The organism is Streptomyces sp. NPDC088762, from assembly GCF_044750905.1.
Taxonomy (GTDB): domain Bacteria; phylum Actinomycetota; class Actinomycetes; order Streptomycetales; family Streptomycetaceae; genus Streptomyces.
This window is the reverse complement of the sequence record NZ_JBIVKT010000003.1, coordinates 620967-644625: the sequence shown is the minus strand read 5'-3', so window position 1 is coordinate 644625 and position 23659 is coordinate 620967. Positions and strand designations below refer to the sequence as shown.

The window sequence follows — 23659 nt, the reverse complement described above, 5'->3', positions numbered from 1 at the left end:
CCCGGAGCCAGGAGTACGCCGTGCCCTCGCACACCTTCACCGTCAACGGGCGGAGCGTCACCGTGGACGCGCCCGACGACCTGCCCCTGCTGTGGGTGCTCCGCGACATGCTCGGGATCCACGGCCCCAAGTACGGCTGCGGCGTCGACGTCTGCAAGGCGTGCACCAGCCACCTCGACGGTTCCGACATACGGCCGTGCGTGGTGCCGGTCTCCGCCTGTGCGGGGAGGACGGTGACCACCATCGAGGGGCTGGCGGACGGGGAGGACCTGCACCCGGTGCAGGAGGCCTGGCTCGAACAGGACGTCGCCCAGTGCGGTTTCTGCCAGCCCGGCCAGATCATGGCGGCCGTCGCCCTGCTCAAGCGCACGAGCGAGCCCACCGACGAGGACATCGACGCCATCGCCAACATCTGCCGCTGCGGAACGTACTTCCGCATCCGCGAGGCCATCCGCAGCGCGGCGGCGAAGATGTAACCGATACCGCCAGGTGGCGGCAGGAGGCGCGGGCCGGGTGAGCGGCGACGGATCCCGGGGCTTCCCCCGTGCCCGGCGGACCGGGCCGCGCCGGGATCGGCCGCTCGTGGTCCAACCTATGCGGGCGCGTCCCCTTCGGCAGGCTTCGCTCCGCCCAGTGTGGGCCGGAGAGGGGTATCACAGCGCACAGTGTGCGGCCGGTGGTTGAATGCGGCGGTGTCCCGGCCCGACGACATCCTCAAGGTCCACCGGCTCGCCCACACCGGCGGGTCGGCCGCGCTGCTGGGGTGGCTCGCCGCCCGGCTGGGCGGCTGGACCGGCGTGGTGGACGCCGAGGAGCCGCGGGGGCCGGAAACCGCCGTACGGGGCGCCGCCGAGATGCGGGCCCGCGGCGTACGCTCGGCCGTCCTCCAGGGCGGCGGCCCGGCCACGCTGCTGTTCGCGCTCGACGGCCGGCACACGCTCGCCGCCGTACTGGCGCAGCCGCACGATCCCGGCGCTGCCACCCTCCTCGCGGACGCCGCCGTACCGCTCGCCCTCGTACTGCGCGCGGAGGAGGCCGTGCGCCGCGAGGAGCGGGCGGAGCTCGCCGAGACGCGGGCCCGTGAGGCGGTGCTGCACCTGCTGATGAACGGGCGGATGTCCACCGCGCACCAGATCGCCGAGGCGCTCGGTCCCTCGCTGCCCGAGCCGATGCGGTTGTACGTCGTCGAATGCCGGACCGGGCAGCGCGCCGAAGTGGCCCGGCTGTGCGAGGAGCTGACGGGCGGCCGGGCGTGGATCGTGCGCTGCCCGGTCTACGTACGGCACCTCATCGTGCTCGTGCCGGCGGACCCGGCGGACCCGGCAGGCGCTTCGCGCGACCACGACCCCCTGGCCGGGGCACTGGCGGGGGTGGCCCCCGACTGCACGGTCGGGGCCAGTGGGCAGCTGGGGCTGCGGGAGGCTCCGGCCGCCTACGCCCAGGCCTTCCACGCGCTGGCCGTGGCCCGGGGCCGCGCCGAACGCCACGCCCGGTTCGGGCCGGGGCCCGAGCTGGAGCTCGCCGCCCGCGACGCCGGGGCCGGCTGGGCCCGGACCCTGCTCGCGCCCCTGCACGCCCACGAGCCGCGGCGCCCGCAGGACCCGGGCGCGCAGGAGCTGCGGGCGACCGCGCACGCGTGGCTGAACTTCACCTCCCACGCAACCCGGCTGCTGAAGGTCCACCGCAACACCCTGGCCGCCAGGCTCCGGCTGATCGAGACCGTGCTGGACCTGGACCTGGCGCGCCTCGGGGACCAGGCGGCGCTCTCGCTCGCACTGCGGCTGACCCCGGGGGCGGACCGGGCTGCGGAGCACGCCCCGGTCGCGTACGCCCCCGGCGCCGGCCTCCCGCACCTCGACGCGGTGCTGAGCGATCCGCGCCTGACCGCCTGGGCCCGCGCCCATCTGCGCCCGCTGACCGGCCCCGATGCCCCGCCGGGCGCCCGTGAGACCGTCCGCACCTGGCTGGCGCACGACGCCCAACTCGCCCCGGCCGCCGCCGCGCTGGGCATTTCCGTCCCGGGCGTCCGCAAACGGCTCACCCGCGTCGAAGGGCTGCTGGAACGCTCCCTGCTGCGGTCCCCGAGCGCCCGCCACGACCTGTGGCTGGCGCACCGGGCGGAGGAGCTCGCCAGGTGACACAGGCCCCGAAAAGGAGTGAATGGGGCATAGGGTGAACAATCATGCGTGAATGAGGCGTATCCATCTGAAACGCGTGCTGGTCGGCGAAGCCCTCGACACCGCGCGCCTGGGCGAGACCCTCCTGCCCAAACGGCTCGCCCTGCCCATCTTCTGCAGCGACCCGCTCTCCTCGGTGGCCTACGCGACCGAGGAGATCCTGCTGATCCTCGCCCTCGGCGGAGTCACGCTGCTCCACCTCGCCTGGTACGCGGCCGCCGCGATCGTCTTCCTGCTGGTGGTGGTCGTCGCCTCGTACCGGCAGACCTGCCACGCCTACCCGGGCGGCGGCGGCGCCTACGTCGTCAGCGCCGAGAACCTCGGGCCCACCGCCGCCCTCACCGCCGCCTCCGCGCTGCTCATCGACTACGTGATGACCGTGGCGGTCTCCGTCGTCTCCGGCGTCGCCGCCATCACCTCCGCCATTCCCGCCCTGAGCGACCACGAAGTCGCGCTGTCCGTGGGATTCGTGGTGCTGCTGACCCTCATGAACCTGCGCGGCGTCCGCGAGTCGGGCCGCGTCTTCGCCATCCCCACCTACGGCTTCGTCCTGGTCGTCTACGTCATGTTCGCCTTCGCCGCGGTGCGCCTGGCCACCGGCGAGACCATCCGCGCCGAGTCCGCCCACCTGCCGATCACCGAGGCCGGCACCTACACCGGCCTCGCCCTCGTCCTCCTGGCGATGCGCGCCTTCGCCTCCGGCTGTACCGCGCTCACCGGCGTCGAGGCGATCAGCAACGGCGTCCCCGCCTTCCGGAAGCCGAAGGCGCAGAACGCGGCGGCCACGCTCGCCGCGATGGGCGTGCTCTCCGTGACCATGTTCGTGGGCATCACCGCGCTCGCCATGTCGTACCGGGTGCACGTCGCGGCCGACCCCACCGAGCTGGGCCTGGCCCCGGGCACCCCGATGTCCACCGCGCTCGCCCAGATCGGCCGCGCCACCTTCGGGAACTGGCACTTCCTCTTCTACCTGCTCCAGGCGGTCACGGCCGGCGTCCTGGTCCTCGCCGCCAACACCGCCTTCAACGGCTTCCCGATGCTCGCCTCGATCCTGGCCAGGGACCGCTACGCGCCCCGCCAGCTCTTCAACCGCGGCGACCGGCTCGTCTACTCCAACGGCGTCGTCCTCCTCGCGCTCGTCGCCATCGCCCTCATCGTCGCCTTCGACGCCGAACTGACCCGCCTCATCCAGCTGTACATCATCGGCGTCTTCGTCTCCTTCACCCTCTCCCAGGCCGGCATGGTCAGGCACTGGAGGCGGGAGCTCGCCTCGCCCGCCACCCCGCGGGCGGAGCGCGTGCACATCCACCGCCGGCTCGCCATCAACGCGGTCGGCGCCACCCTGACCGCCCTGGTCCTGGTCATCGTCCTCGTCACCAAGTTCACGCACGGGGCCTGGCTGGTCGTCATCGCCATGCCGCTGCTGTTCCTCGGCATGAAGGGCGTGCGCCGCCACTACGACCAGGTGGCCCGGCAGGTCGCCGTCGCCCCCGGCGCCAGGCCCCGCAAGCCCGCCCGCCACCACGTCCTGGTGCTGGTCTCCTCCGTGCACGCCCCGACGCTCAAGGCCCTCGGCTACGCGCAGGGGCTGCGCCCGGACGTCCTGACGGCGGTCACCGTCGCGGCGGACGAGGAGGAGGTGGCCCGGCTGCGCGAGGAGTGGGCCGAGCACGACCCCGGGCTGCCGCTGAAGATCCTGCACTCCCCGTACCGCGAGGTGGTGGCCCCGGTCCTCGCCCACGTGCAGGAACTGGCCGCGGACAGCTCGACGGACATGCTGTCGGTGGTCATCCCGGAGTACGTGGTGGGCCACTGGTGGGAGCAGCCCCTGCACAACCAGAACGCGCTGCGGCTGAAGGCGCGGCTGCTGTTCACGCCCGGGGTCGCGGTGATCGACGTGCCGTACCTGCTGGAGTCGGCGCGCCCGCAAGGCCCGCGGTAGCGGGCTCCGAGGCGGCCCGCTGCACCACGGCCGCGTGCGCCAGCGTCAGCTCCACCACGTGCCGCGGGTCGGCGAGGGAGCGGCCGGTGAGCTGCTCCAGACGGCGCAGCCGGTTGGAGACGGTGTTGCGGTGGCAGTACAGCCGCTGCGCGGCGGACGCCGTGGAACCCCGGCAGGCCAGCCAGGTGCCCAGCGTGGTCAGCAACAGCCGGCAGTCCTCCGCGGGCAGCGCCAGTACGGGCCCCAGCACCACCGCCCGTAACCGGCCCGCCAGTTCGGACTGGGCCGCGACCAGCGCCGCCGGCAGCCCTTCGTCGAGCAGCGCCGTGCGCGGGCCGCCGGACGCGGGAGCGGTGCGCAGCGCCAGGGCCGCCAGCCGGTGCGCCCGGGCCAGCTCGCCCGGTGCCTCCACGACCGGGCTGACCCCCGCCCGCACCCCGAGCGGCGCGAGCAGGTCCCGTACGGACTCCAGCGGATGGTGGCCCAGGTCCACCAGGCCGGTCTCCCCGCCGGCGCGGATCCGCCACAGCACGCGCGGCGTGCCGGTGGTCACGGGTCCTTCCGCCGGGTGGGACGGGCCGTCCGCGGCGGCCACCACGACCACCGCGAAGCGGCCCCGCGCGGGCAGCCCCAGCTGCGCGGCGGCCTCCGCGGCGGCGGGCCCGCCGCCGTCGGCCGCGCCGTCCAGCAGGGCGTCGAGCAGGGCCGCGCGCCGCTCCCGGTCGCGGTCGGCGCGCACGGCCTCCGTACGCCGGTACGACTCCGACACGGCGTCCGCCATCTGGTCCAGTACGTCCCACAGGGCGGGCGCGCCCGGCAGCAGCCGGGGCAGCGCCGCCCGGTCGTGGGAGGCCACGGCCTCGGTGAGGGTCTGCCAGAGCAGCCGCCCGACGCTGCGGTGGGTCCGCAGCAGCGAGGCGAGCGGCAGCCCCTGTTCGGCCCGCAGGGCGCCGGTGGTCCAGGCGTCGGAGAGGTCCGGGGGCAGGCCGCGCGAGCTGCGGACCAGGCCCTCCACGGCCTGACGGAACGTGCGGTGGATCCGCTCGCGCAGCTCGGCGCGGCCGATCAGGGCGGCGTACGCGGGATCCTCGGCCAGCGTCCGGTCGGCGAGCCGGTCCGCCGCCACGGCGATCCGGCGGTACAGGTCCTCGCGTATCTCCTCGATGATCCGCTCCATGACGGGCAGCCTGACACGGCGAAGGCCGCGCTGGGGAGGCCCGGGACCGCCCGCATATGCCGCCGCGGGCGAATCCGACACCGGCGACCCCGGAGACCACGAGCCCGGCCTGATCGGTGAGGCACCCCCGTAGGTCCTCACCGCCCCGCCGGTCGAACGCGTTTCCCGGAGCTCCCCGCGCCCCGGCCGGGACCGGTCAGCCGGCGTAGTCGCTGATCACCCGGCGGGCCACCGCCGCACGGGCGGGCGCGAGTTCGGCCGCCACCGCGGCCTCCCGCGGACCGGCGCACTTCACCCGCGCCGGATGCGGGCCACCCGCGGCCGCGAGGCGCCGTCGCAGGTGGGTCGGCGGGTGCGTGGCGTCCACGCTGTGCCCCCGCCGGGCGGCAGCCCGGCGCAGCCGCTCGTACTCCCGCTCCGGTACCGCGCCGAACCGCTCGGCCAGCCGCTCCCACAGCTCGTGCCCCGCGGACTCCCGGGCCTCGCGCCCGGCGCGTCCGCCACGCATCTGCGCGGCCACGGACTCCCGCCGGAGCCGCTCGTCGACCGCGTCCGCCACCAGCAGCCGGTCCATGAGCGCGACGGCCGCCGCCGAGGAGCCGACCCGGGCCGCACTCGCGTCGGCCAGGTACTCCGCCCGCTGCGAAGCCCGCAGGGTCAGTCCGTCGAGCAGTCGGAGCAGCCCGTAGACCACGCACCGGGGGAGGAAGGTGGCCGCGTTCACGAACCGGTCCAGCAGCCGCTGCGGGGCCGTCGGTGCCAGCAGGTAGTACCAGACCGACAGCGCGTGCAGCGCTCCGCCGGTGACCCGCATGCGCCGGATGTCGCCGTGGGCGAAGTGGCCCAGCTCGTGCCCGAGCAGCGCCACCCGCTCCTGCGGCGTGAGGATCTCCCACAGCCCGAGCCCCAGATACAGCACACGCTGCTGCCGCAGGCCGTACGTGGTCACCGCCGCGTTGGCCGCCGGCTCCACCACCACGGCGTGCACACCGGCCGTGCCGACCGCGGACGCCACCTCGTCGATCAGGTCGAACAGCTGTGGCGCGTCCGCCCGGTACAGCACCGGCTCGTCCTTCGGCAGCCGCCGCGGCCGGGGCCGCAGGGCCGCCGCGATCCCCAACAGCAGGGCCCCCAGAACCGGCTGCACCCCCGTGTCCCAGCCCAGGACCACCAGCAGCACCCCTGCCGCCACGAGCGCCGAGGTGAGCCCGTGCACCAGCAGGGACACGCCGAAGGCCAGTACCGTCATGGCGTCCCGGCCCCGCGGCCGGCCGTCGTCGGCCCCCTGCTCCAGCTCGGCCGCCAGCTGGTCCCCGTACGCCCGGACGAGGCGGCGCCGGACGGCCGCGATCCGCCCGGGCTCCGGGTCGGGCGCACCCGGGTCCACGTTCCAGTCGCAGGCCGCACACCACTCGACGTACAGCTCGTGCACCGGCACCGGGCTCCCGCACTCAGGGCACTCCCGGGTCGCCGCCACGGCCGTTCCCTCGCCGATCGCCATGATTCCCTTCCTGCCGCGACCCCCCTGGATCAGCGGTCCGGGAAGGATAAGGGGCGGGTAAGGCGCCCTCGCACCGGGCTGACGTGCGGCGATGCCGCTTTGCCGGGGGTGGGGTGGTTTGCCGTTGCCGGCCTGAGGGCCGGGGCGCGGGGCACGGGCCGGGCGGGGCGGGGGTCACGGCGCGGGGTCCCGGACTCGGGCCGGACACGCCTGCCGGGCGGCGGTCGGGCGGGGGTCCGGTGATCTTATGCTCGGGTTTACGCGCGTCGGCCGCGTTCGCGGCCCGTGAGCGACTTTGATGGGTTTGCCAGGCCTCGTACCGGAGCAGGGGGACTACTCATGGGCGCCGACCACCCCAGTCAGAAGGACAGCACACCCACCCTGATCGGTTCCGTGCAGCGCGCACTGCGCCTCGTGGAAGCGATGTACGCCGAAGGCGGGGCGACGGCCAAGCGGCTCGCCCGGCTCACCGGCATTCCGCTGCCCACCGTCTACCACCTGCTGCGCACCCTCAGCCACGAGGGCTACGTCCAGCGCGAGGGCGGGTCCTTCCGGCTCGCGGACGATCTCCCGCTCGCTTCGTGATCAAAAGGCGACGGGTTCCGGCCAAGCTGTCGCGCGGTTCCGCGCATGTTCCTGCGGAAAATGCCAGAACCCCCTTCCGCTCTGTGGAAGTTGAGTAAGTTCCCTCCTGTCGCGCCGTACGACCGTGCACCCCGCACGTCCGGCCGGGAGGGGAGCCCGCGTGCCCGGGATCGACGAATGCCTGCTCGAAGCCATGGCCCTGCCTGGTGCGAAGGGGGCCGCGCTGGTCGACTGGAGCAGCGGACTGGCCCTCGGCACCGCCGGGGACTCGCCCGTCGGGGACCACGAGACCACCGCCGCCGAGACCGCCGAGCTGGCACGCGCGGCCGCCGAGTACGAGTCCTTCGCCCCGGCGGACGAGGCTCCCTTACGAGGTGAGGCGGCCGGCCCGCCCGTCGAGGACCTGATCGTCACCACCCGCACCGGCTACCACGTGCTCCGCTTCGTGGAGACGAGCTTCGACAGCAGCGTCTTCCTGCACCTCTGGCTCGACCGCGCCGACGGCAACCTCGCGCTCGCCCGCCACAAACTCCGCGCCCTCGCCGAGGGGCTGGTGCTCAGATGACCGCTCCGACGACCGCCCCGGCGGCCACCGCCGTCTCGCCGCTCCTCACCCGGCTCGCCGCCGAGCGCGCCACCGGCGCCCTGCTGCGCGACCGGGGCACCCTCTTCCTCGAGGACGGGCGCATCGTGCACGCCGAGAGCCCGGCCACTCCCGGCCTCGACGTCCTGCTCACCACCGGCGGCGCCCTCGCCCCCGAGCGCTGGCGCGAGGCCGTGGACCGGGCCGGCGCCCGCCGCCAGGTGGCCCGCTTCCTCGTGGACAGCGGCGGCCTCGCGGGCGGCGAGCTGGAGATCTGCCACCTCGCCGCGATCTTCGACGCCGCCTTCTTCGCCCTGTCCCCGGGCAGCGGGCCCTCCCGCTTCCGCCGCGGCGCCACCCACTGGATCGGCTCGGTCCGCTCGGTCCCGGCCGCCGCCGTGGAACGCGAGACCCGCCGCCGCCGGGAACTGCTCGACGCGGTCTGGCCGTATCCGCTGCTCGACACCGCGCCCGTGGTGCCGCGGCCCGCCGCGCCCGGTCAGACCGTCACCGCCCGGCAGCGGATCCTGCTGGGGCAGGCCGACGGCGTCCGCACCCCCGCGGACCTCGCGTGGGTCCTGGGCCGGCCCGCCTTCCACACCCTGCTCGACGTACGGCGCCTGGCGGCGGCCGGACTGGTCGAGACCCCGCACACGCCGGCCCCGCCGCCTGCCGCGGAACCCCTTCCCGACTGGATGACCGAGACCCAATCCCCGGACGTGGCGCTGCTCCGCCGCTTACGCGACGCACTGGAGGCAAGCCTGTGAGGCTCCCCCTGCGACCGGCCCTGCGCGCCGACCGCTCCGAGCGGAGGCAGCCCGAAAGGAGAAAGGCCGACATGAGCACGGTGCCCGCCGAGGCGGAGGCCGAGATACTCGCCGAGCTCCGCAGGCTGCGGGCCCGGGTACCCCAGCTCACCGGCGCCCTCGCAGCCAGTGCCGACGGCCTGGTACTCGCCCAGGACAGCGCCGCTTCCGAGGGCGAGACCGTCGCCGCGCTGACCGCGGCCGCCCTCGGGGTCGCCCAGCGGCTGAGCGACAGCACCGGCCAGGGCGGGTTCCGGGAGCTCCTGGTGCGCGGCGAACTCGGGTACGTGGCCACCTACGCCGCCGGCGAGGCGGCCGTCCTCACGCTCACGGCCGAGACGCGCGTCAACGTGGGGCGCCTCCACCTGGAGGCCCGGCGCTCCAGCCTGCGCATAGCGGAGCTCATCGACCACACCCTCGGGCGGCGCGGCGCCGCCGTCCCGCCCGCCTGACCCCCGTAGAGCCACACCGGCAGGACCGAACAGAAGACAGCAACGGAAAGAGGAACCCTCATGGCAAACGTCGAGACCGCCCTCAAGGAAGCCACCACCACCATCGACGGCGCGCTCGGTGCCGCCCTGGTCGACTACGGCAGTGGCATGGCCCTCGGAACCATCGGCGGCGGCAAGGAACTCGACCTCGCCGTCGCGGCCGCGGGCAACACGGACGTGGTGCGCGCGAAGGTCCGCACGATGGAGATGCTCGGCCTCAAGGACGAGATCGAGGACATCCTCATCACGCTCGGAGGCCAGTACCACCTGATCCGCCTGCTCAAGGGCCGCGGTGCCTCGGGCTTCTTCCTCTACCTGGCCCTCGACAAGGGGCGGGCCAACCTCGCGATGGCGCGCCACCAGTTGAAGAAGATCGAGTCCGAGCTGGAGGTCTGACCGGGAATCGCCTGGGTGGCGGGCGGCTTAATTCTTTGCCGTCCGCCCCGGCGATCAGCCGCTATATGTCCGAAATGGGGGGAGTTCATGATTCCGTTACGGAGTAGGATGCTCTGAGCAGCTGATCATCGACAAAGCATAAAACGCTGGAGAACCCGCCACCCATGCCCCCGCGCCTGAGCATCGTCGTCCCCGTATACAACGTCGAGCTCTACCTCGACGAGTGCCTGGAATCACTCGCAGCTCAGACCTTCGACGACTTCGAGGTCATCCTCGTGGACGACGGTTCCACGGACACGAGCGCCGTCCTCGCGAAGGCCTTCGCCGCGCGGGACAAGCGGTTCCGGGTCGTCATGCAGGACAACGCGGGCCTCGGTGCGGCCCGCAACGTGGGTGCCCGCCACGCCAACCCGGACAGCGAGTACCTGGCCTTCGTCGACAGTGACGACACCCTGCCGGACTACGCCTACGAGCGGCTCATCGCAGCACTCGACGAGACCGGCTCGGACTTCGCCGGCGGCAACGTGAAGCGGTTCCGCTCCGTCGGCATGCAGCAGTCGTGGGGACACCGCGCCGCCTTCGCCAAGACGCAGCTGAAGACCCACATTTCGAAGTTCCCCGCGCTGGTCACCGACCGCACCGCGTGGAACAAGGTCTACCGGCGCACCTTCTGGGACGAGCACGGCTTCCAGTACCCCGAGGGCATCCTCTACGAGGACGCCCCGGTCAGCATCCCCGCGCACTACTTCGCCTCCAGCGTCGACATCATCAGCGACTGCGTCTACCACTGGCGCGTCCGCGAGACCGGCGAGCGCTCCATCACCCAGCGCTCCACCGACCCGGTCTCGCTCATCGACCGCGTCACGTCCGTCCGCCTGGTCCGCGAGTCCCTCAAGGCCAAGCAGGGCGCCAAGTACGCCCGCTACCTGCGCGACTACGACTACAACGTACTGAGCGAGGAACTCCCGCTCATCTACAAGTACGTCCCCGAAGGCGGCCCCGAGTTCCGCGACGCGTTCGTCAAGGAGGTCGGCGGCCTCGTCCGGGAGATCGGCACCGGCCCCTGGTCCGACCTGACCGTCGCCGACCGCCTCAAGGCGTACCTCGCGAGCGAAGGCCGCGTGGAGGACTTCATCGCCCTCCTGCACCACCAGCGCGACTACCAGTACAGCGTGCCGGTCAAGGGCCTCGCCCGCCCGCAGGCGGACTACCCCTTCCTCCACGGCCGCCCGCCCGTCCCCGCCAAGATCCTCACCCTCGGTCCGCGCGAGCGCCGCGTCGTCAGCCGCCTCGAGCAGGCGGCCTGGGCCGACGGCAAGCTGCTCCTGCGCGGCTACGCACTCCCCGGCCACCTCGGCGCGGAGAGCCGCCTCGGCTCCCGCAAGATGCTGATCTTCCGTGAGGGCGGCAAGCGCCGCCGCTCGGTCGTCAGCGCCCGCACCGTCGCCTCCCCGATGGCCACCGTGAAGTCCCCGCACCTCGCCCTGCGGCACGCGGACTGGGCCGGCTTCACCGCCGTCGTCGACCCCTCGATCTTCCAGTCGGGCGGCAAGTGGAACGACGGCATATGGACCACCTCCATCGCCGTCACGGGCGCGGGCGGCCTGCACCGGGCGCGCCTGAAGGGCGGGGAGCACGACACCGGCCAGAACCCGCCCGCGCACTGGGTGGCCCCCGACGTTCGGATCCTCCCGGCCGTCAACGGAGCCCTCACCATCCAGGTGGAGACCGTGCGGGCCCGCGCCCTGGACGTCCGGCCCGCCGACGACGACGCCGTCGAGATCACCGGTGAACTTTCCGCCGAGGCCGGCGCCGGCGCCGCCACGCTCACCGCCGTACACGTGGGCACCGGCACCGTCCTCAGCGTTCCGCTGGAGACCGGCGCCGCGGCGCCCGGCGGCCGGATCCCCTTCACCGCCCGCGTACCGCTGGCCGAGCTGGCCGCCGTACCGGACGCCCCGTGCGAGCCCGGCGAGTGGACCCCGGAGCCCTGGAGCCTGTCCGTGCTCGGCGCCGACGGCACCGAGCACCGCCTCGTCCACGACGAGCGCGGCGGCTTCGACGGCCTCGTCGTGCGCCTGCCCGGCGAGGACGCGGACCGCACGCTCTTCGCCAAGCGCGGCAGCACCGGCCACCTCACCCTCTCCGTGCAGCCCTCGCCGCCGCTCGTCGACACCGTCGAGGCCCAGGACGGCACCGTGACCCTACGGGGCCGGTTCGTCGCGCCCACCGACGAGCCGTACGAACTCGTCCTGCACAACGCGTACGGCGTGGAGTTCAGCTACCCCGTCACCCGCGACGGCGACGGCTTCGAAACCACCTTCGAGCCCGTGCTCCCCGAGCCGTACGCGGGCCGCACCACGCTCCCCGAAGGCCGCTGGTGGCCCACGATGCGCCCGGTCTCCCGGGGCGGAACCACCGCCGGCCTGCTCGGCGTCGACCGCGGCGCCCCCGTGCAGATGGGTCCCGGCACGCTCGCCTCCGGACCGCACCCCTTCACCACGCTGGGCCGCCGGATGCGGATCGAGAGCCGCCTGTACGACCGCATGGTGCTCGTCGCCGACCCGCTGCTCAGCCCGCACGACCGCTCCCGCTACGCCCAGCGCGTCGCCCGGTTCGAGACCTACCCGGCGCAGCGCGCCCTGCCGGTCAAGGACGTGGTCCTCTACGACACCTTCAAGGGGACGGGCGCCGGTGACTCCCCGCGCGCCATCCACGAGGAACTGGTGCGCCGCGGCGAGAAGCTGGAACACGTCTGGCTCGTCCGCGACGGCCGCACCGAGGTCCCGGCGACCGCCCGCGCCGTGCAGTACGGCAGCGTCGAGTACTGGGACCTGCTCGCCCGCGCCCGTTACTTCGTGACCAACGACAACGTCCCGCTCCGCTTCCAGCGGCGCTCCGGCCAGGTCGTCGTACAGACCTGGCACGGCACGCCGGTCAAGCAGATCGGCCACGACTTCGTCCACGACTACTACACGAGCCCCGAGATCCTCGAGGGACTGGCGCACGACAGCGCCCAGTGGACCCTGCTGGCCTCGCCCAGCTCGTACGCCACGCCCCTGCTCAAGCGCGCCCTGGGCTACGACGGCGAGGTCATCGAGTCCGGCAGCCCGCGCACGGACGCGCTCGTACGGCCCGACGCGGAGCGCATCGCTGAGGTCCGGCGTCGCCTGGGTCTCCCCGAGGGCAAGAAGGTCGTCCTCTACATGCCCACGTGGCGGGAGAACTGCGAGGGCTGGTCCGGCGGCTACAAGCTCGACCTGCGGATCGACCTGGACGCGGCCCGCCGCGAGCTGGGCGAGGACCACGTCCTGCTGATCCGCGGCCACCACCACGTGACCGAGCAGGTCCGTGACGGCGTCCGGGACGGTTTCGTCGTCGACGTGTCCCGCTGGCCCGACGCGGCGGACCTGCTGCTCGTCGCCGACGTGCTGATCTCGGACTACTCCTCCGCGCTCTTCGACTTCGCGCTCACCGACCGGCCGATCCTGCTCTTCACCTACGACCTGGACCGCTACCGGGACACCCTGCGCGGCTTCAACTTCGATCTGGAGGAGAAGGCTCCCGGCCCGCTGCTGCGGGACTCGGCGAGCCTGATCGAGGCCGTACGCAACGCCGACGCCCTCGGCGAGCAGTACGCGCAGGCCCGGGCCGCCTGGCGCGAGGAGTTCTGCGACCTGGACGACGGCCACGCCACCGAGCGTGTCGTCGACCGCATGCTGGAGCTGGGCGCCGGCCCGGCGAAGTAGCCCGAACGGGCGAATTCCCGGCTGAACGCGAACCGGCCCCGGGCCCACCGATGAATTTCGGGCCCGGGGCCGGTCTGTATGTGAGGAACGCAGTACACGTCCCCGCATACGCGACGCGCGATGCGCGCCAGGAGGCAGTCATGAGCAGCAAGGGCTTCACCACGTGCCTGTGGTTCGACGGCGACGCGGAGGCCGCCGCCGACTACTACGTGTCCGTCTTCAAGGACGGCAAGATCGGCAGGATCGGCCGCTACACGGACGCGGGCCCCGGCCCGGCTGGTTCGGTGATGGTCGTGGAGTTCGAGATCAACGGGCAGAAGTTCGTCGGCCTCAACGGCGGACCGGAGTTCCGGTTCACGGAGGCGATCTCCTTCCAGATCCACTGTTCCGACGAGGCCGAGTCGGACTACTACTGGGACGCGCTGACCAAGGAGGGCGGCCAGGAGGTCGCCTGCGGCTGGGTCAAGGACAAGTTCGGCGTCTCCTGGCAGGTCATCCCGCCCGGGGCCATCGAGCTCGTCAGCGACCCGGACCCGGGGCGGGCCGCCCGGGCCACGGCCGCCATGATGAAGATGAAGAAGCTGGACGTGGCGGAGATGCGCCGGGCGGCCGCGGGGGAGTGAGCGGGTCCCGCGCGTACCGCCGGGGGGTGTCGTACGGATCAGCCCGCCTGATCCGTACGACGCCCCCTAACCGCTGAACCGGGCCAGCAGCGACGGCAGGGCGGTGCCGATCGGCTCGCGGACGACCTCGTCGGCGAGGGGGTCGTACGGGGTCTCCTCCGCGTTCACGATGATCAGCCGGGCCCCGGCCTCCGCGGCCATTGCGGCCAGGGACGCGGCGGGCTGCACCTGGAGGGTGGACCCGACGGCGATGAAGACCTGGCACCCCTTGGCCACGGCCATCGCCTGCCCCAGCACCACCGGGTCGAGCCGCTCGCCGAACATCACGGTCGCCGCCTTCAGGATCCCGCCGCACGCCAGGCAGGCGGGGTCCGGTTCACCGGCGGCGACCCGGGCCAGCGCCTCGTCCATGTCCGAGCGGGCGTGGCAGGCCGTGCAGACCACCGAGCGGGCGCTGCCGTGCAGTTCGAGCACCTTGCGAGCCGGCATCCCGGCGAGCTGGTGCAGCCCGTCCACGTTCTGCGTGATCACCCGCACCGGGGTGCCGCCGCGCTCCAGCTCGGCCACGGCCAGGTGTGCGGCGTTGGGCCGGGCTCCGAGGGCGCCGAGTTCGGCCCGCATCAGCCAGGACCGTCGGCGGATCTCCGGATCGGCCATGTAGTACTCGTAGGTCACGAGCTTCTCGGCGTCGGGTTCCCGGCGCCACAGCCCCTGTGGCCCCCGGTAGTCCGGAATCCCGGAATCGGTGGACATCCCGGCCCCACTGAACACTGCGACGAGCGGCTTTCCCATGGGCCGACCGTACGCAGGGCGACCACCGGCCCGCGACCGAATTCAGCGCTCCGCGGCGGGCACCCCCCTGGAGGCGTGGCACGGCCACCGTTCCCGTCGGGCCGACGGCCTCGCGACCACCGCTTCACTCTTTTGGCCCCGTGTGTCCCGTGCGTTTCGGACGCCGTGCGCCGATCACATCATTGCGGGCGGCTGCCGGTGGTGGCTGGGCAGGACAGGGGGCGCGGAGGGCGTTTTCGTCGGTGCATCGCGCCCTCCACAGGAGTGAGATCCCGGCAGCGGCCTCCCGAGGGGCCGGGTGGTCGGGTACAAAACGGACATGAAGCTCATGACGTACCGCCTAGGCGCCCTTCTGACGACTCTGCTCGCGCTGTCGGCCCCGCTGTCCGTCGCCGCTGCCCACGCCGCCCCCGCCGTGGTTCCGCCGCCGCACGACGCCAGGAAGATCAGTGCCTTCCTCACCGGTTTCTACGGCCACCACGGCCCGACCGACTACGACCGCCACAACCGGGTCTCGGAGGTGCTCAAGGACCGGCAGAGGGATCGCGCGGACGCCGACGTCCTGCTCTGCGCCCCGGGCACGCCGCAGGACATCACCGTCGGTCCGGTCACCGTCGCCGAGACGGCCGGGGTCGGCTGGGCCACCGTCACCACCCACTGGGATTCCGGGAAGACGGACACCTTCACCGCGTACGTACGCCTCGACTCCCAGCCCATCTACCTCGACGACGTGATCTGCGCGGGCTGAGGCTCCGCGGCCCCCAAGGGATCCATCATGCCGCGGGGGCCCGGTTCCTGACGATTGATCAGGAACTGCCGTGGCCCGCCGCCCGGTCTGGTACAACACGGGCATGACGGGATTCGAGATCACCGGCGCGAGCGCCGCCGACATGGAAATGATCCGCGGCTGGGCCGATGAAGAGGGCTGGAACCCGGGAGACTCGGACCGGTTCGCCTTCGCGGTCGCCGACCCCGAGGGCTTCCTCGTCGGCCGGCTCGACGGTGAACCGGTGGCCAGCATCTCCGCCGTCCGCTACGGCGAGGGCTTCGGGTTCATCGGCTTCTACATCGCCCGCCCCGCCTTCCGCGGGCGGGGCTACGGCATCCGGGTGTGGAACGCGGGGATGGAGCGGCTGCGCGGGCGGCTGGTCGGCCTGGACGGGGTCGTCGACCAGCAGGCCAACTACCGCAAGTCCGGGTTCCGTTCCGCCTGGAACAACATCCGCCACGAGGGCGTGCCGCACGCCGGGGACGGGGCGGTCGAAGACTTCGAGGTGGTGGACGCGGCCGGCCTGCCGTTCGGCCGGCTCGCCGCCTACGACCGGCGGTTCTTCCCCGCCTCGCGCGACGCCTTTCTGTCCGCCTGGACGGCGCTGCCCGGCCGAACGGCGCTGGCCGCCGTCCGCGACGGCAGGATCGAGGGGCTCGGCGTCATCCGCCCCTGCAGCGGCGCCGCCCGGATCGGCCCGCTCTACGCCTCCACCCCCCAAGTGGCGGCCGGCCTGATCCGGCGGCTGGCGGAGCGCACGCCCGGAGGGCTGGTCTCGGTGGACGTGCCGGACGCCAACCCGGGCGCCGTCGAGCTGTTCACGGGCCTGGGCCTGACCCCCACCTTCGAGGCCGCCCGGATGTACACCGGCCCCGCCCCGGAGGTCGAACTGCCCGGGATCTACGGGGTCACCAGCCTCGAACTGGGCTGACGGGGAACGGCCGAGGCCCGGGCGGCCGGGCGGCAGTCGACGCGCCGCCCGGCCACCCGGTACACCGGGGGGTGTCAGAAGTCGAACAGCGTGCCCGCGGTGCTCCGCAGGCCGCACGGGTTGGCGAAGGTGTACGAGTCGTTCAGCCGGCGGCCCTGCCACACCCCGTCGGCCGTCACGGTCACGGGGTTCCACTCCCTGGTGCACGCGGTGCCGGCGCCGGGCGCCGCGAGCACGTCCAACTCGGCCGCGTTGGCCCGTAATTCGGCGCAGGCGGTGGCGGGCTGCGGGTGCGTACCGCCCGGCTTCGGCGCGCACACCAGTGTCACCGCGCGCAGCACCGTACCGGTTTCGCTGTCTTCCCCGGCGGTCACACCGAGCACGAGCGCGGAGGGCGCGTACAGGCTCTGCGTACCGGACGGCGCGGCTCCGGCCGTTCCGGGCCAGGCCAGTGCGGTGAGCGCGGTGAGCGCCATGGCGGCGGAACCGAGCCCAAGACCCTTTGCGATGGACCGCATTGCGAACACTCCTTTGGGTTGTTGTTGCGGATAGCGGACACGAGTCTTGCCCACGCGGGCCGTGAACGCCCGTTCGCACCTCTGTTTTCCGTCACGGATCGTGTACGAATGAGCGCAGACCGCAGGGCTGTGGCCACGGCTGACCAGTGAGGGAGCGGGCCGCCGAAACGGCCGAACACCGACCCGGAGATACGCGTGAAACCTTTGCGCAGGGCTGCGCGGCGGCTCCTACGGGGGTGCTCACAGGTGACTCTGACGGGGCTTCGGCGGGTTCCGTCCGCGGCTCCGGCCGGGTCCCCGAGTGGGCCTGGGACCCGCAAGGGGGTAGGGCCGGCCCTACCCCGGAGACTCGGTCTGGACCCGCTGTGTCCCGCCGCCCGACGCGATGGGGTGGGGTCATGCGAATCGACGCGGTCCACCTCACGGACGTGAGCCGGGTGCACGGCTCCGGCGACCACGCGGTCACCGCCCTCGACCGGGTCTCCATCGGCTTTCCCCAGGGCACCTTCACCGCCGTCATGGGCCCCTCCGGATCCGGCAAGTCCACGCTGCTCCAGTGCGCGGCCGGCCTCGACCGGCCCACCTCCGGCACCGTGACCGTCGGAGGTACCGACCTCACCGGGCTCAGCGAGACCCGGCTCACCCTGCTGCGCCGCGACCGGATCGGCTTCGTCTTCCAGGCCTTCAACCTGCTGCCCTCCCTGACCGCCGAGCAGAACGTCGCCCTGCCCCTGCGCCTGGCCGGCCGCCGCCCCGCCAAGGCCGAGGTCCGTGAGGCCCTGGCCCGGGTCGGCCTGGGCGACCGGGCCCGGCACCGCCCCGCCGAGATGTCCGGCGGCCAGCAGCAGCGCGTGGCCCTGGCCCGCGCCCTCATCACCCGTCCCGAGGTGCTCTTCGGGGACGAACCCACCGGAGCCCTCGACTCCCGGACCGGCCGCGAGGTGCTCACCATGCTGCGGTCCCTGGTCGACACCGAACGCCAGACCGTCGTCATGGTCACCCACGACCCGGTCGCCGCCTCCTACGCCGACCGCGTCGTCTTCCTCGCCGACGGCCGTCCGAACGGCGAACTCACCGGTGCCCGCGCCGAGGACATCGCCGCGCACATGACCAAGCTGGAGGACGCGCCGTGCTGAGCACCGCCCTGCGCACCGTGCGCGCCCGCTGGGTCTCCTTCGCCGGCAGCTTCGTCGCCCTCGCACTCGGCGTCGGCCTGCTCGCCACCATGGGTCTCGGCCTCGCCGCCACCCTGGAGGCACCGCAACGCGGCCCGGAGCGTTTCTCCCGGGCCCCCGTCGTCGTCAAGGGCAACGACACCCTGCGCGTCCCGACCGCCATCGGCGAGCGCACCGGGAAGCTGGCCCACCCGAAACCCGTGTCACCCCGACTCGCCGTGCGGCTGGCCGGCCTCGGCCCCACCACCGAGGACCGGTCCTTCCCGGTGCGCGCCGACGGCGGGCCGCAGCGGCTGGTCGGCCATCCGTGGTCCGTCGCCGCCTTCGCCCCGTACACCCTCGACGAGGGCAGGGCCCCGCAATCCGACGGCGAGGTCGTCACCACCGGCTGGGCCCGCCCGGGCGAGCGGCTCACCACCGACCGCGGCCCCGCCACCGTCGTCGGCACCGTCAAGGCCCCCGGCGGCCACCGGTTCGAGGAGGCCGTCTTCTGGACCGACGCCCGCGCCGCCCGGCTGTCGCCCGCCGTCGACCAGCTCGTCGTCGCCGCCGACCCGGCCGCCGTACGGGCCGCGGTCGGCCACGACCCCTCGGTACGGGTCCTGACCGACCGCGACCGCCGCTACGCCGACCCCGATCCCGAGCGCGACAGCGAGGCCCTGCTCGCCGTCAACGCCGCACTCGGCACCGCGGGCGGGATCACCGGCTTCGTCTCCGTGTTCGTGGTCGCCTCCACGTTCGCCTTCGCCGTCGCCCAGCGCCGCAAGGAGTTCGCCCTGCTGCGCACCGCAGGCGCCACCCCGCGGCAGATCCGCCGCATGGTGCTCGCCGAGGCGCTGACCGTGGGCGTGCTCGCCTCCGCAACCGGGTGCGTCCTCGGGGCGTACGGGGCGCCCGTACTGGCCGGGGCCATGGTCGAGGGGGAGCTGGCACCGCACTGGTTCGCCATCGGTGACGCCGCCTGGCCCTTCCACCTGGCCTTCTGGACCGGCCTCGGCGTCTGCCTGGCCGGAGCCGTCGCCGCCTCCTGGCGGGCCGGCCGGGTGGGCCCCGCCGAGGCGCTGCGCGAAGCCGCCGTGGAACCGGGCACCATGACCGCCGGCCGCTGGATCCTCGGCGCCGGGCTGCTGCTGACCGGCCTCGGGACCCTCGCCCACGCCCTGTTCGCCGACCCCTCCGACCTGCTCCACCGCAAGACCTACATCAGCCGGCCCATGCTGCTGATCGTCGCCTTCGCGCTGTTGGCGCCGGTACTGGTCCGGCCGCTGGTCCGCTTCTTCGGCCGGCTCCCGGCCCGGATGCCGGGCGCCGGGGGGATGCTGGTCCGCGAGAACGCTGCCGCCGGAATCCGGCGTACGGCGGCCGTCGCCGCGCCCGTCCTGGTCACGGTGGCACTCGCGGGATCCCTGCTCGGCACCACGGCCACCCTGAACGAGGCCAGGGCCGCCGAGGTCCGGCAGCGCACCACCGCCGACTTCGTGATCACCGCGGGTCCCGCCGGCTTCGGCCCGGCCACCGTCGAACAGGTCCGCGCCGTCCCCGGCACCGAGGTCTCCGCGACGGCCGCCGACGCCGTCCACGTCCTGGAGGAGGGCGTGGCGCTGATCCGCTCCGACGCCCGGGCGGTCGACCCGGCGGCCCTCGCCAGGACCGCCGAACTGCCCCTCACCGCGGGAAGGGTCACCGACCTCGACGACGATTCCGTCATCGTCAACGAGGAATGGGAGCGGCACGACGTCGGATCCACCGTCGACGTCTGGCTCGGCGACGGCAGCCCCAGACGGCTGCGGATCGCCGCGGTGATGAGCATCGGCACCGGCAACAACGGGGTGTACGTCACCGCGGCCAACGCCCCCGGCGCGACGGTGGACCGCATCGACGTACGGCTCGTCCCCGGCGCGGACGCCGCCGCGGCCGGCCGGGCACTGGCCGAGGCCGCCCGGCCGGCCGGGGGCCGGCTCCTCACCACGGAGGAGTGGGTGAAGGCCGGTTACCCGGAGACCAAGCGCACCACCCGGCTCGGGCTCCTGCTGGTCCTCGGCATCGCCCTGCTCTACACCGGCATCGGCCTCGCCAACACCCTGGTCATGGCCACGTCCGACCGTGCCCGCGAGTTCGCGGCGCTCCGGCTGGCCGGCGCCACCCGCGGGCAGGTGCTGCGGCTGGTGGCGGGGGAATCCCTGATGGTCGTCCTCATCGGCGCGGTCTTGGGGACGCTCGTCGCCGCCCTGAACCTGGCCGGCATCCGGGGTGCCCTCGCCCTGCTGGGCGTCCGGAGCGGCGTCGTGGTCGCGTGGGACGCGCTGGGGGCGATGACCGCGGCCTGCGCGGCCGTGGCGGTGGTGGCCGCCGTGTCCTCGGCCGCGGTCGTCCTGCGGCGGCGCCCGGTCGAGCTGGCGGGCGTACGCGAGTAGGGGCGTACGCGAGCGGGGCGTCCGAAGGGGGCCCGTCGCCCGCCGGGGAGAGCCCCGGGGGAGGTGTCCGGATGTGACAGGGAATCGTCATTGCGGCCCATGCGCCGCAGCCGTGAAGATCGGTTCATGCCCACTCCGCACCGTGTCGTCATCGCGGTCTTCCCCGATGTCGACCTCCTCGACGTCACCGGCCCGGCCGAGGTCTTCGCGCTGGCCAACCGGGAGACCGCGGGCCGCGCCGGCTACCGGGTCCGCCTCGCCGGACCGGCCGCCGGAGCGGTCCGCACGTCCGCGGGCGTACGGCTGCTCGCCGACGTGTCCTTCGAGGAGGTCGGCGGGGAGGTGGACACCCTGCTGGTGCCGGGCGCGGTCGACATGGCCGAAAGCGGCCCCGTCGCCCGTATCGACGACGCGGTCGTGGCATGGGTGAAGGAGACCGCCCCGCACGCCCGGCGGGTCGCCTCGGTGTGCGTGGGAGCGCACGTCCTGGCCGCGGCCGGGCTGCTGGACGGGAAGACGGCCACCACCCACTGGTCGACCGCGGCTCAGCTCGCCGCCGACCATCCGGAGATCACGGTCGACCCCGACCCGATCTTCGTACGGACCGACCGCGGCCGGCTGTGGACGGGCGCCGGGATCAGCGCCTGCCTGGACCTCGCCCTGGCCCTGGTGGCCGAAGACCTGGGCGAGCAGACGGCCCTCTCCGTGGCCCGGCAGCTGGTGATGTACCTCAAGCGGCAGGGCGGCCAGAGCCAGTTCTCCGTACCGCTCAGCCGCCCCGCGGCCGAACGCCGGGACATCGACGAGCTGCGGCTGTGGATCGCCGAGCACCTGAACGAGGACCTCTCCGCGCCGGCCCTGGCCGCCCGGATGTGCCTCAGCGAACGGCATTTCGCGCGCGTCTTCACCCAGGAGACGGGCGTGGGCCCCGCCGCCTACGTCGAAGCGGCCCGCATCGAGGTCGCCCGGCGGCTGCTGGAGACCACCGACGACCGGCTCGACCGGATCGCGGCCGCCGCCGGGCTCGGTTCGGCGGAAACCCTGCACCGGGCGTTCCGGCGGCAGCTGGCCACGACCCCGGCGGCCTACCGCCGCCGCTTCCGCACGCAGGCCGGCTGACCTGCGCCACCCCCACCTGTTTCCCCCGGCACGGAGCGAGGCGGACGGCTTCGCCCTGCCCTTTTTCTCCCATGAGAGGCATCCGATGAGCACGAACACCGCGTCCAGGACCCTGCGTGACGTGAGCGGACTGGACAACCGGCCGCCCCGGCTGAGCGAGTCCGTCCTGATCATGATCGATTTCCAGAACACCTACCGCACCGGCGTCATGGCCCTGGCGGGGGCCGAGGAAGCCCTGGCGGCCGGCGCCCGCCTGCTGGAGCGGGCCCGCGCGGCGGGCACGCCGGTGATCCACGTGATCAACGACGGAGGCGAGGGCACCCCCTACGACATCCGCGCCCACATCGGCTCCCTCAGCGACGAGGTCGCGCCGGCCGACGGCGAAGCGGTCGTGGTCAAGCAGGTCCCCAACGCCTTCCACGGCACCGACTTGGAGAAGACCCTGACCGACCTGGGCGCCGGCCCCGGCAGTGGCAAGGACCTGGTGCTGGCCGGGTTCATGACGCACATGTGCGTCACCTTCACGGCGGAGGGCGCCTTCTGCCTCGGCTACCGGCCCACCGTCGTCGCCGACGCCACCGCCACCCGCGCACTGGCCGCCCCCGACGGCACGGTCCTGCCCGCCTCCGCCCTCCAGGCCGCCGCCCTGACGACCGTCACCGACCTGTTCGGCCTCGTGGTCCCGACCGCGGACGCCCTCGGCGCCTGAGCGGCGTATGGGGCCCGGGCGCGGCAGGAACGGAGCCCTGCCGCGCCCCGGCCGGCCTATCCCGCCGCGGCCCGCGGCGCGTACAGGTCCATGAGACGGGTGCGGGTCTGCTGGAGCCGCAGGGAGAGGACTCGGCCGACCCAGTGCCCGATCGCGGAGCCGAAGGTGGGATCGGCGTCCATGAGCATCCGTACGCCCGGGCCGTCGAACTCGTACGCACGCACCGGGGTCATCGCCTCGGCGCTCAGCTGCCACACGTACGGCGGGAACAGCCACGACCAGCCCACCAGCTCACCCGGGCCGAGGTTCTCCACCGGCGCGGGCCGGCGGCCGGGCACGGGGATCTCCAGGGTCACCGTGCCGGAGCGCACGATCCAGAAGGAATCCGCCTTGGCTCCTTCGTCGAAGATGCGCGCCCCTTCGCGGAAATTGACCTCACGGGCCTGGGACATCAGCCGTCCCCGGTGCTCCGTGGACAGCATGGCAGCGATTCGTACGGGGGAAGGTGTGCTCACGACGGCCTCCGATCAGCCCCCCACGACGCGACTGCTATCCCCAGTGTCGCCGACGCCCGCCCGATCCCGGCCGGATCGGGCGGGGCTTCTTCCGGATCAGCCCGATCCGGCCCAGTGCCCGGCGGATCACGGCCGGGTCCGGGGCGTCACTCGCTAGTCCTCGGCGTTGGCCTCCAGGCAGGCCAGCTCCATGGCGTCCAGCACTGCCTCGTGGCTGCGGCCGCTCAGCTCGGCGACGTTCTCGATCTGGGCGGTCGCCCAGGCCGCCAGCGTCATCGCCAGCACCCGGAGCCCGTCGGTGCCGTGGTCGGCCAGGATCCCGTCGGCCACGACCATGGCGTCCTCGGGCACCTGCTCGGGCGGTTCGAGGCCCGCCAGACCCCGCAGCATGGTGAGGGTGCGGCGGGAGATCTCCGGCGTCATCCCCGCCAGCCGCATGTCCTCGTCCTCGTCCATCCGTCCCACCCTCCGGTGCCGTGCCCATCACCTCAGGGCACGGTAGAGGGGGCCGGGCCCGCGCGGGGCGGTTTCGCCAGGGTGACCCTCCGTAGAGGGGTGGCGACCTGCGGTGCCGAGGGGTGCCGTTCGGATCGGAACCGGCCGGATCGCGCCCGTGCCCGCCCCGGCGCGATTTTGCATCCGATGGGTCAAGTGGCGTGAACCGCACGGCGATTCATCCTAGTGTGC

General features: G+C 73.6%; 22 protein-coding genes. 16 read left to right on the top strand and 6 right to left on the bottom strand.

The features are described from left to right. Positions 1–20 precede the first annotated feature (20 nt). The 3 genes from ACIP5M_RS11475 (at position 21) to ACIP5M_RS11465 (ending at position 4119) form a co-directional block, all read left to right on the top strand. Positions 21–476 carry a (2Fe-2S)-binding protein gene (locus ACIP5M_RS11475; RefSeq protein ID WP_401195012.1) on the top strand — a complete coding sequence of 152 codons (456 nt, stop codon included), beginning with the start codon at positions 21–23 and terminating at the stop codon, positions 474–476. 216 nt (positions 477–692) lie between these two features. After that, positions 693–2138 carry a PucR family transcriptional regulator gene (locus ACIP5M_RS11470; RefSeq protein ID WP_401195010.1) on the top strand — a complete coding sequence of 482 codons (1446 nt, stop codon included), beginning with the start codon at positions 693–695 and terminating at the stop codon, positions 2136–2138. 52 nt (positions 2139–2190) lie between these two features. Next, entirely contained in the window at positions 2191–4119 is a 1929-nt protein-coding gene (locus ACIP5M_RS11465) for an APC family permease (protein ID WP_401195008.1), read from the top strand. On the opposite strand, the gene ACIP5M_RS11460 is transcribed toward ACIP5M_RS11465, so the two are convergent. Continuing rightward, positions 4049–5296 (bottom strand): helix-turn-helix domain-containing protein, encoded by a 1248-nt coding sequence (locus ACIP5M_RS11460; RefSeq protein ID WP_401195005.1) that lies wholly within the window; start codon positions 5294–5296, stop codon positions 4049–4051. The two genes, ACIP5M_RS11465 and ACIP5M_RS11460, sit on opposite strands and share 71 nt — an antisense overlap. A 196-nt stretch (positions 5297–5492) precedes the next feature. Further along, positions 5493–6797, bottom strand: a complete 1305-nt coding sequence (locus tag ACIP5M_RS11455; RefSeq protein WP_401195003.1) for a M48 family metallopeptidase — start codon at positions 6795–6797, stop codon at positions 5493–5495. 339 nt (positions 6798–7136) lie between these two features. On the opposite strand from ACIP5M_RS11455, the gene ACIP5M_RS11450 reads away from it, so the two are divergent. From ACIP5M_RS11450 to ACIP5M_RS11420, 7 genes are all read left to right on the top strand, one after another. Beyond that, positions 7137–7382: a helix-turn-helix domain-containing protein gene (locus ACIP5M_RS11450; RefSeq protein WP_401195000.1), complete on the top strand. Its 246-nt coding sequence runs from the start codon at positions 7137–7139 to the stop codon at positions 7380–7382. A 160-nt stretch (positions 7383–7542) separates the two neighbouring features. Beyond that, complete coding sequence (locus ACIP5M_RS11445; RefSeq protein WP_401194998.1) at positions 7543–7947, top strand: hypothetical protein; 405 nt, start codon at positions 7543–7545, stop codon at positions 7945–7947. Then, on the top strand, positions 7944–8732 hold the full coding sequence (locus ACIP5M_RS11440) for a transcriptional regulator (protein WP_401194996.1): 789 nt from the start codon (positions 7944–7946) through the stop codon (positions 8730–8732). The genes ACIP5M_RS11445 and ACIP5M_RS11440 overlap by 4 nt, the downstream gene beginning before the upstream one ends. A 71-nt stretch (positions 8733–8803) precedes the next feature. Beyond that, complete coding sequence (locus ACIP5M_RS11435) at positions 8804–9223, top strand: roadblock/LC7 domain-containing protein (protein WP_401194993.1); 420 nt, start codon at positions 8804–8806, stop codon at positions 9221–9223. A gap of 60 nt (positions 9224–9283) precedes the next feature. Continuing rightward, entirely contained in the window at positions 9284–9658 is a 375-nt protein-coding gene (locus tag ACIP5M_RS11430; RefSeq protein WP_401194991.1) for a hypothetical protein, read from the top strand. A 164-nt stretch (positions 9659–9822) separates the two neighbouring features. Further along, positions 9823–13407, top strand: coding sequence for a CDP-glycerol glycerophosphotransferase family protein (locus ACIP5M_RS11425; RefSeq protein WP_401194988.1), 3585 nt, complete (start codon positions 9823–9825; stop codon positions 13405–13407). Between the two features lie 140 nt (positions 13408–13547). Beyond that, a complete protein-coding gene (locus ACIP5M_RS11420) occupies positions 13548–14030 on the top strand; it encodes a VOC family protein (protein WP_401194985.1) in 483 nt (160 codons plus the stop codon). A 66-nt stretch (positions 14031–14096) separates the two neighbouring features. Here the strand turns inward: ACIP5M_RS11420 and ACIP5M_RS11415 are convergent, their stop codons facing one another. Continuing rightward, positions 14097–14822 carry an SIR2 family NAD-dependent protein deacylase gene (locus ACIP5M_RS11415; RefSeq protein ID WP_401194982.1) on the bottom strand — a complete coding sequence of 242 codons (726 nt, stop codon included), beginning with the start codon at positions 14820–14822 and terminating at the stop codon, positions 14097–14099. 319 nt (positions 14823–15141) lie between these two features. On the opposite strand from ACIP5M_RS11415, the gene ACIP5M_RS11410 reads away from it, so the two are divergent. Together ACIP5M_RS11410 and ACIP5M_RS11405 are read left to right on the top strand one after the other, a co-directional pair. Further along, a complete protein-coding gene (locus tag ACIP5M_RS11410; RefSeq protein ID WP_401194980.1) occupies positions 15142–15570 on the top strand; it encodes a hypothetical protein in 429 nt (142 codons plus the stop codon). Between the two features lie 103 nt (positions 15571–15673). Further along, a complete protein-coding gene (locus ACIP5M_RS11405; RefSeq protein ID WP_401194979.1) occupies positions 15674–16522 on the top strand; it encodes a GNAT family N-acetyltransferase in 849 nt (282 codons plus the stop codon). 74 nt (positions 16523–16596) lie between these two features. On the opposite strand, the gene ACIP5M_RS11400 is transcribed toward ACIP5M_RS11405, so the two are convergent. Beyond that, the gene (locus ACIP5M_RS11400) at positions 16597–17040 is read right to left on the bottom strand and encodes a subtilase-type protease inhibitor (protein ID WP_401194976.1); all 444 of its coding nucleotides are present in this window, start codon (positions 17038–17040) and stop codon (positions 16597–16599) included. A 398-nt stretch (positions 17041–17438) separates the two neighbouring features. Here ACIP5M_RS11400 and ACIP5M_RS11395 point away from each other — a divergent pair, with 398 nt between their 5' ends. From ACIP5M_RS11395 to ACIP5M_RS11380, 4 genes are all read left to right on the top strand, one after another. Then, complete coding sequence (locus ACIP5M_RS11395) at positions 17439–18176, top strand: ABC transporter ATP-binding protein (protein WP_401194973.1); 738 nt, start codon at positions 17439–17441, stop codon at positions 18174–18176. Then, the gene (locus ACIP5M_RS11390; RefSeq protein ID WP_401194970.1) at positions 18170–20629 is read left to right on the top strand and encodes an ABC transporter permease; all 2460 of its coding nucleotides are present in this window, start codon (positions 18170–18172) and stop codon (positions 20627–20629) included. The genes ACIP5M_RS11395 and ACIP5M_RS11390 overlap by 7 nt, the downstream gene beginning before the upstream one ends. 126 nt (positions 20630–20755) lie before the next feature. Further along, positions 20756–21748, top strand: a complete 993-nt coding sequence (locus tag ACIP5M_RS11385; RefSeq protein WP_401194967.1) for a GlxA family transcriptional regulator — start codon at positions 20756–20758, stop codon at positions 21746–21748. 85 nt (positions 21749–21833) lie between these two features. After that, positions 21834–22457, top strand: a complete 624-nt coding sequence (locus ACIP5M_RS11380; protein WP_401194965.1) for an isochorismatase family protein — start codon at positions 21834–21836, stop codon at positions 22455–22457. 56 nt (positions 22458–22513) lie between these two features. Here ACIP5M_RS11380 and ACIP5M_RS11375 read toward each other — a convergent pair whose 3' ends face one another. Both ACIP5M_RS11375 and ACIP5M_RS11370 read right to left on the bottom strand, forming a co-directional pair. Further along, on the bottom strand, positions 22514–22972 hold the full coding sequence (locus ACIP5M_RS11375) for a Crp/Fnr family transcriptional regulator (RefSeq protein WP_401194962.1): 459 nt from the start codon (positions 22970–22972) through the stop codon (positions 22514–22516). Between the two features lie 153 nt (positions 22973–23125). Continuing rightward, positions 23126–23428: a hypothetical protein gene (locus tag ACIP5M_RS11370; protein ID WP_401194960.1), complete on the bottom strand. Its 303-nt coding sequence runs from the start codon at positions 23426–23428 to the stop codon at positions 23126–23128. Positions 23429–23659 lie beyond the last annotated feature (231 nt).

Excerpts from the sequence above, each read along its gene's own strand:
- ACIP5M_RS11465 (WP_401195008.1), top strand. The coding sequence starts at position 2,191 with ATGAGGCGTATCCATCTGAAACGCGTGCTGGTCGGCGAAGCCCTCGAC.
- ACIP5M_RS11460 (WP_401195005.1), bottom strand. The coding sequence starts at position 5,296 with ATGGAGCGGATCATCGAGGAGATACGCGAGGACCTGTACCGCCGGATC.
- ACIP5M_RS11455 (WP_401195003.1), bottom strand. The coding sequence starts at position 6,797 with ATGGCGATCGGCGAGGGAACGGCCGTGGCGGCGACCCGGGAGTGCCCT.
- ACIP5M_RS11450 (WP_401195000.1), top strand. The coding sequence starts at position 7,137 with ATGGGCGCCGACCACCCCAGTCAGAAGGACAGCACACCCACCCTGATC.
- ACIP5M_RS11440 (WP_401194996.1), top strand. The coding sequence starts at position 7,944 with ATGACCGCTCCGACGACCGCCCCGGCGGCCACCGCCGTCTCGCCGCTC.
- ACIP5M_RS11435 (WP_401194993.1), top strand. The coding sequence starts at position 8,804 with ATGAGCACGGTGCCCGCCGAGGCGGAGGCCGAGATACTCGCCGAGCTC.
- ACIP5M_RS11430 (WP_401194991.1), top strand. The coding sequence starts at position 9,284 with ATGGCAAACGTCGAGACCGCCCTCAAGGAAGCCACCACCACCATCGAC.
- ACIP5M_RS11425 (WP_401194988.1), top strand. The coding sequence starts at position 9,823 with ATGCCCCCGCGCCTGAGCATCGTCGTCCCCGTATACAACGTCGAGCTC.
- ACIP5M_RS11420 (WP_401194985.1), top strand. The coding sequence starts at position 13,548 with ATGAGCAGCAAGGGCTTCACCACGTGCCTGTGGTTCGACGGCGACGCG.
- ACIP5M_RS11415 (WP_401194982.1), bottom strand. The coding sequence starts at position 14,822 with ATGGGAAAGCCGCTCGTCGCAGTGTTCAGTGGGGCCGGGATGTCCACC.
- ACIP5M_RS11410 (WP_401194980.1), top strand. The coding sequence starts at position 15,142 with ATGAAGCTCATGACGTACCGCCTAGGCGCCCTTCTGACGACTCTGCTC.
- ACIP5M_RS11405 (WP_401194979.1), top strand. The coding sequence starts at position 15,674 with ATGACGGGATTCGAGATCACCGGCGCGAGCGCCGCCGACATGGAAATG.
- ACIP5M_RS11400 (WP_401194976.1), bottom strand. The coding sequence starts at position 17,040 with ATGCGGTCCATCGCAAAGGGTCTTGGGCTCGGTTCCGCCGCCATGGCG.
- ACIP5M_RS11395 (WP_401194973.1), top strand. The coding sequence starts at position 17,439 with ATGCGAATCGACGCGGTCCACCTCACGGACGTGAGCCGGGTGCACGGC.
- ACIP5M_RS11385 (WP_401194967.1), top strand. The coding sequence starts at position 20,756 with ATGCCCACTCCGCACCGTGTCGTCATCGCGGTCTTCCCCGATGTCGAC.
- ACIP5M_RS11380 (WP_401194965.1), top strand. The coding sequence starts at position 21,834 with ATGAGCACGAACACCGCGTCCAGGACCCTGCGTGACGTGAGCGGACTG.
- ACIP5M_RS11370 (WP_401194960.1), bottom strand. The coding sequence starts at position 23,428 with ATGGACGAGGACGAGGACATGCGGCTGGCGGGGATGACGCCGGAGATC.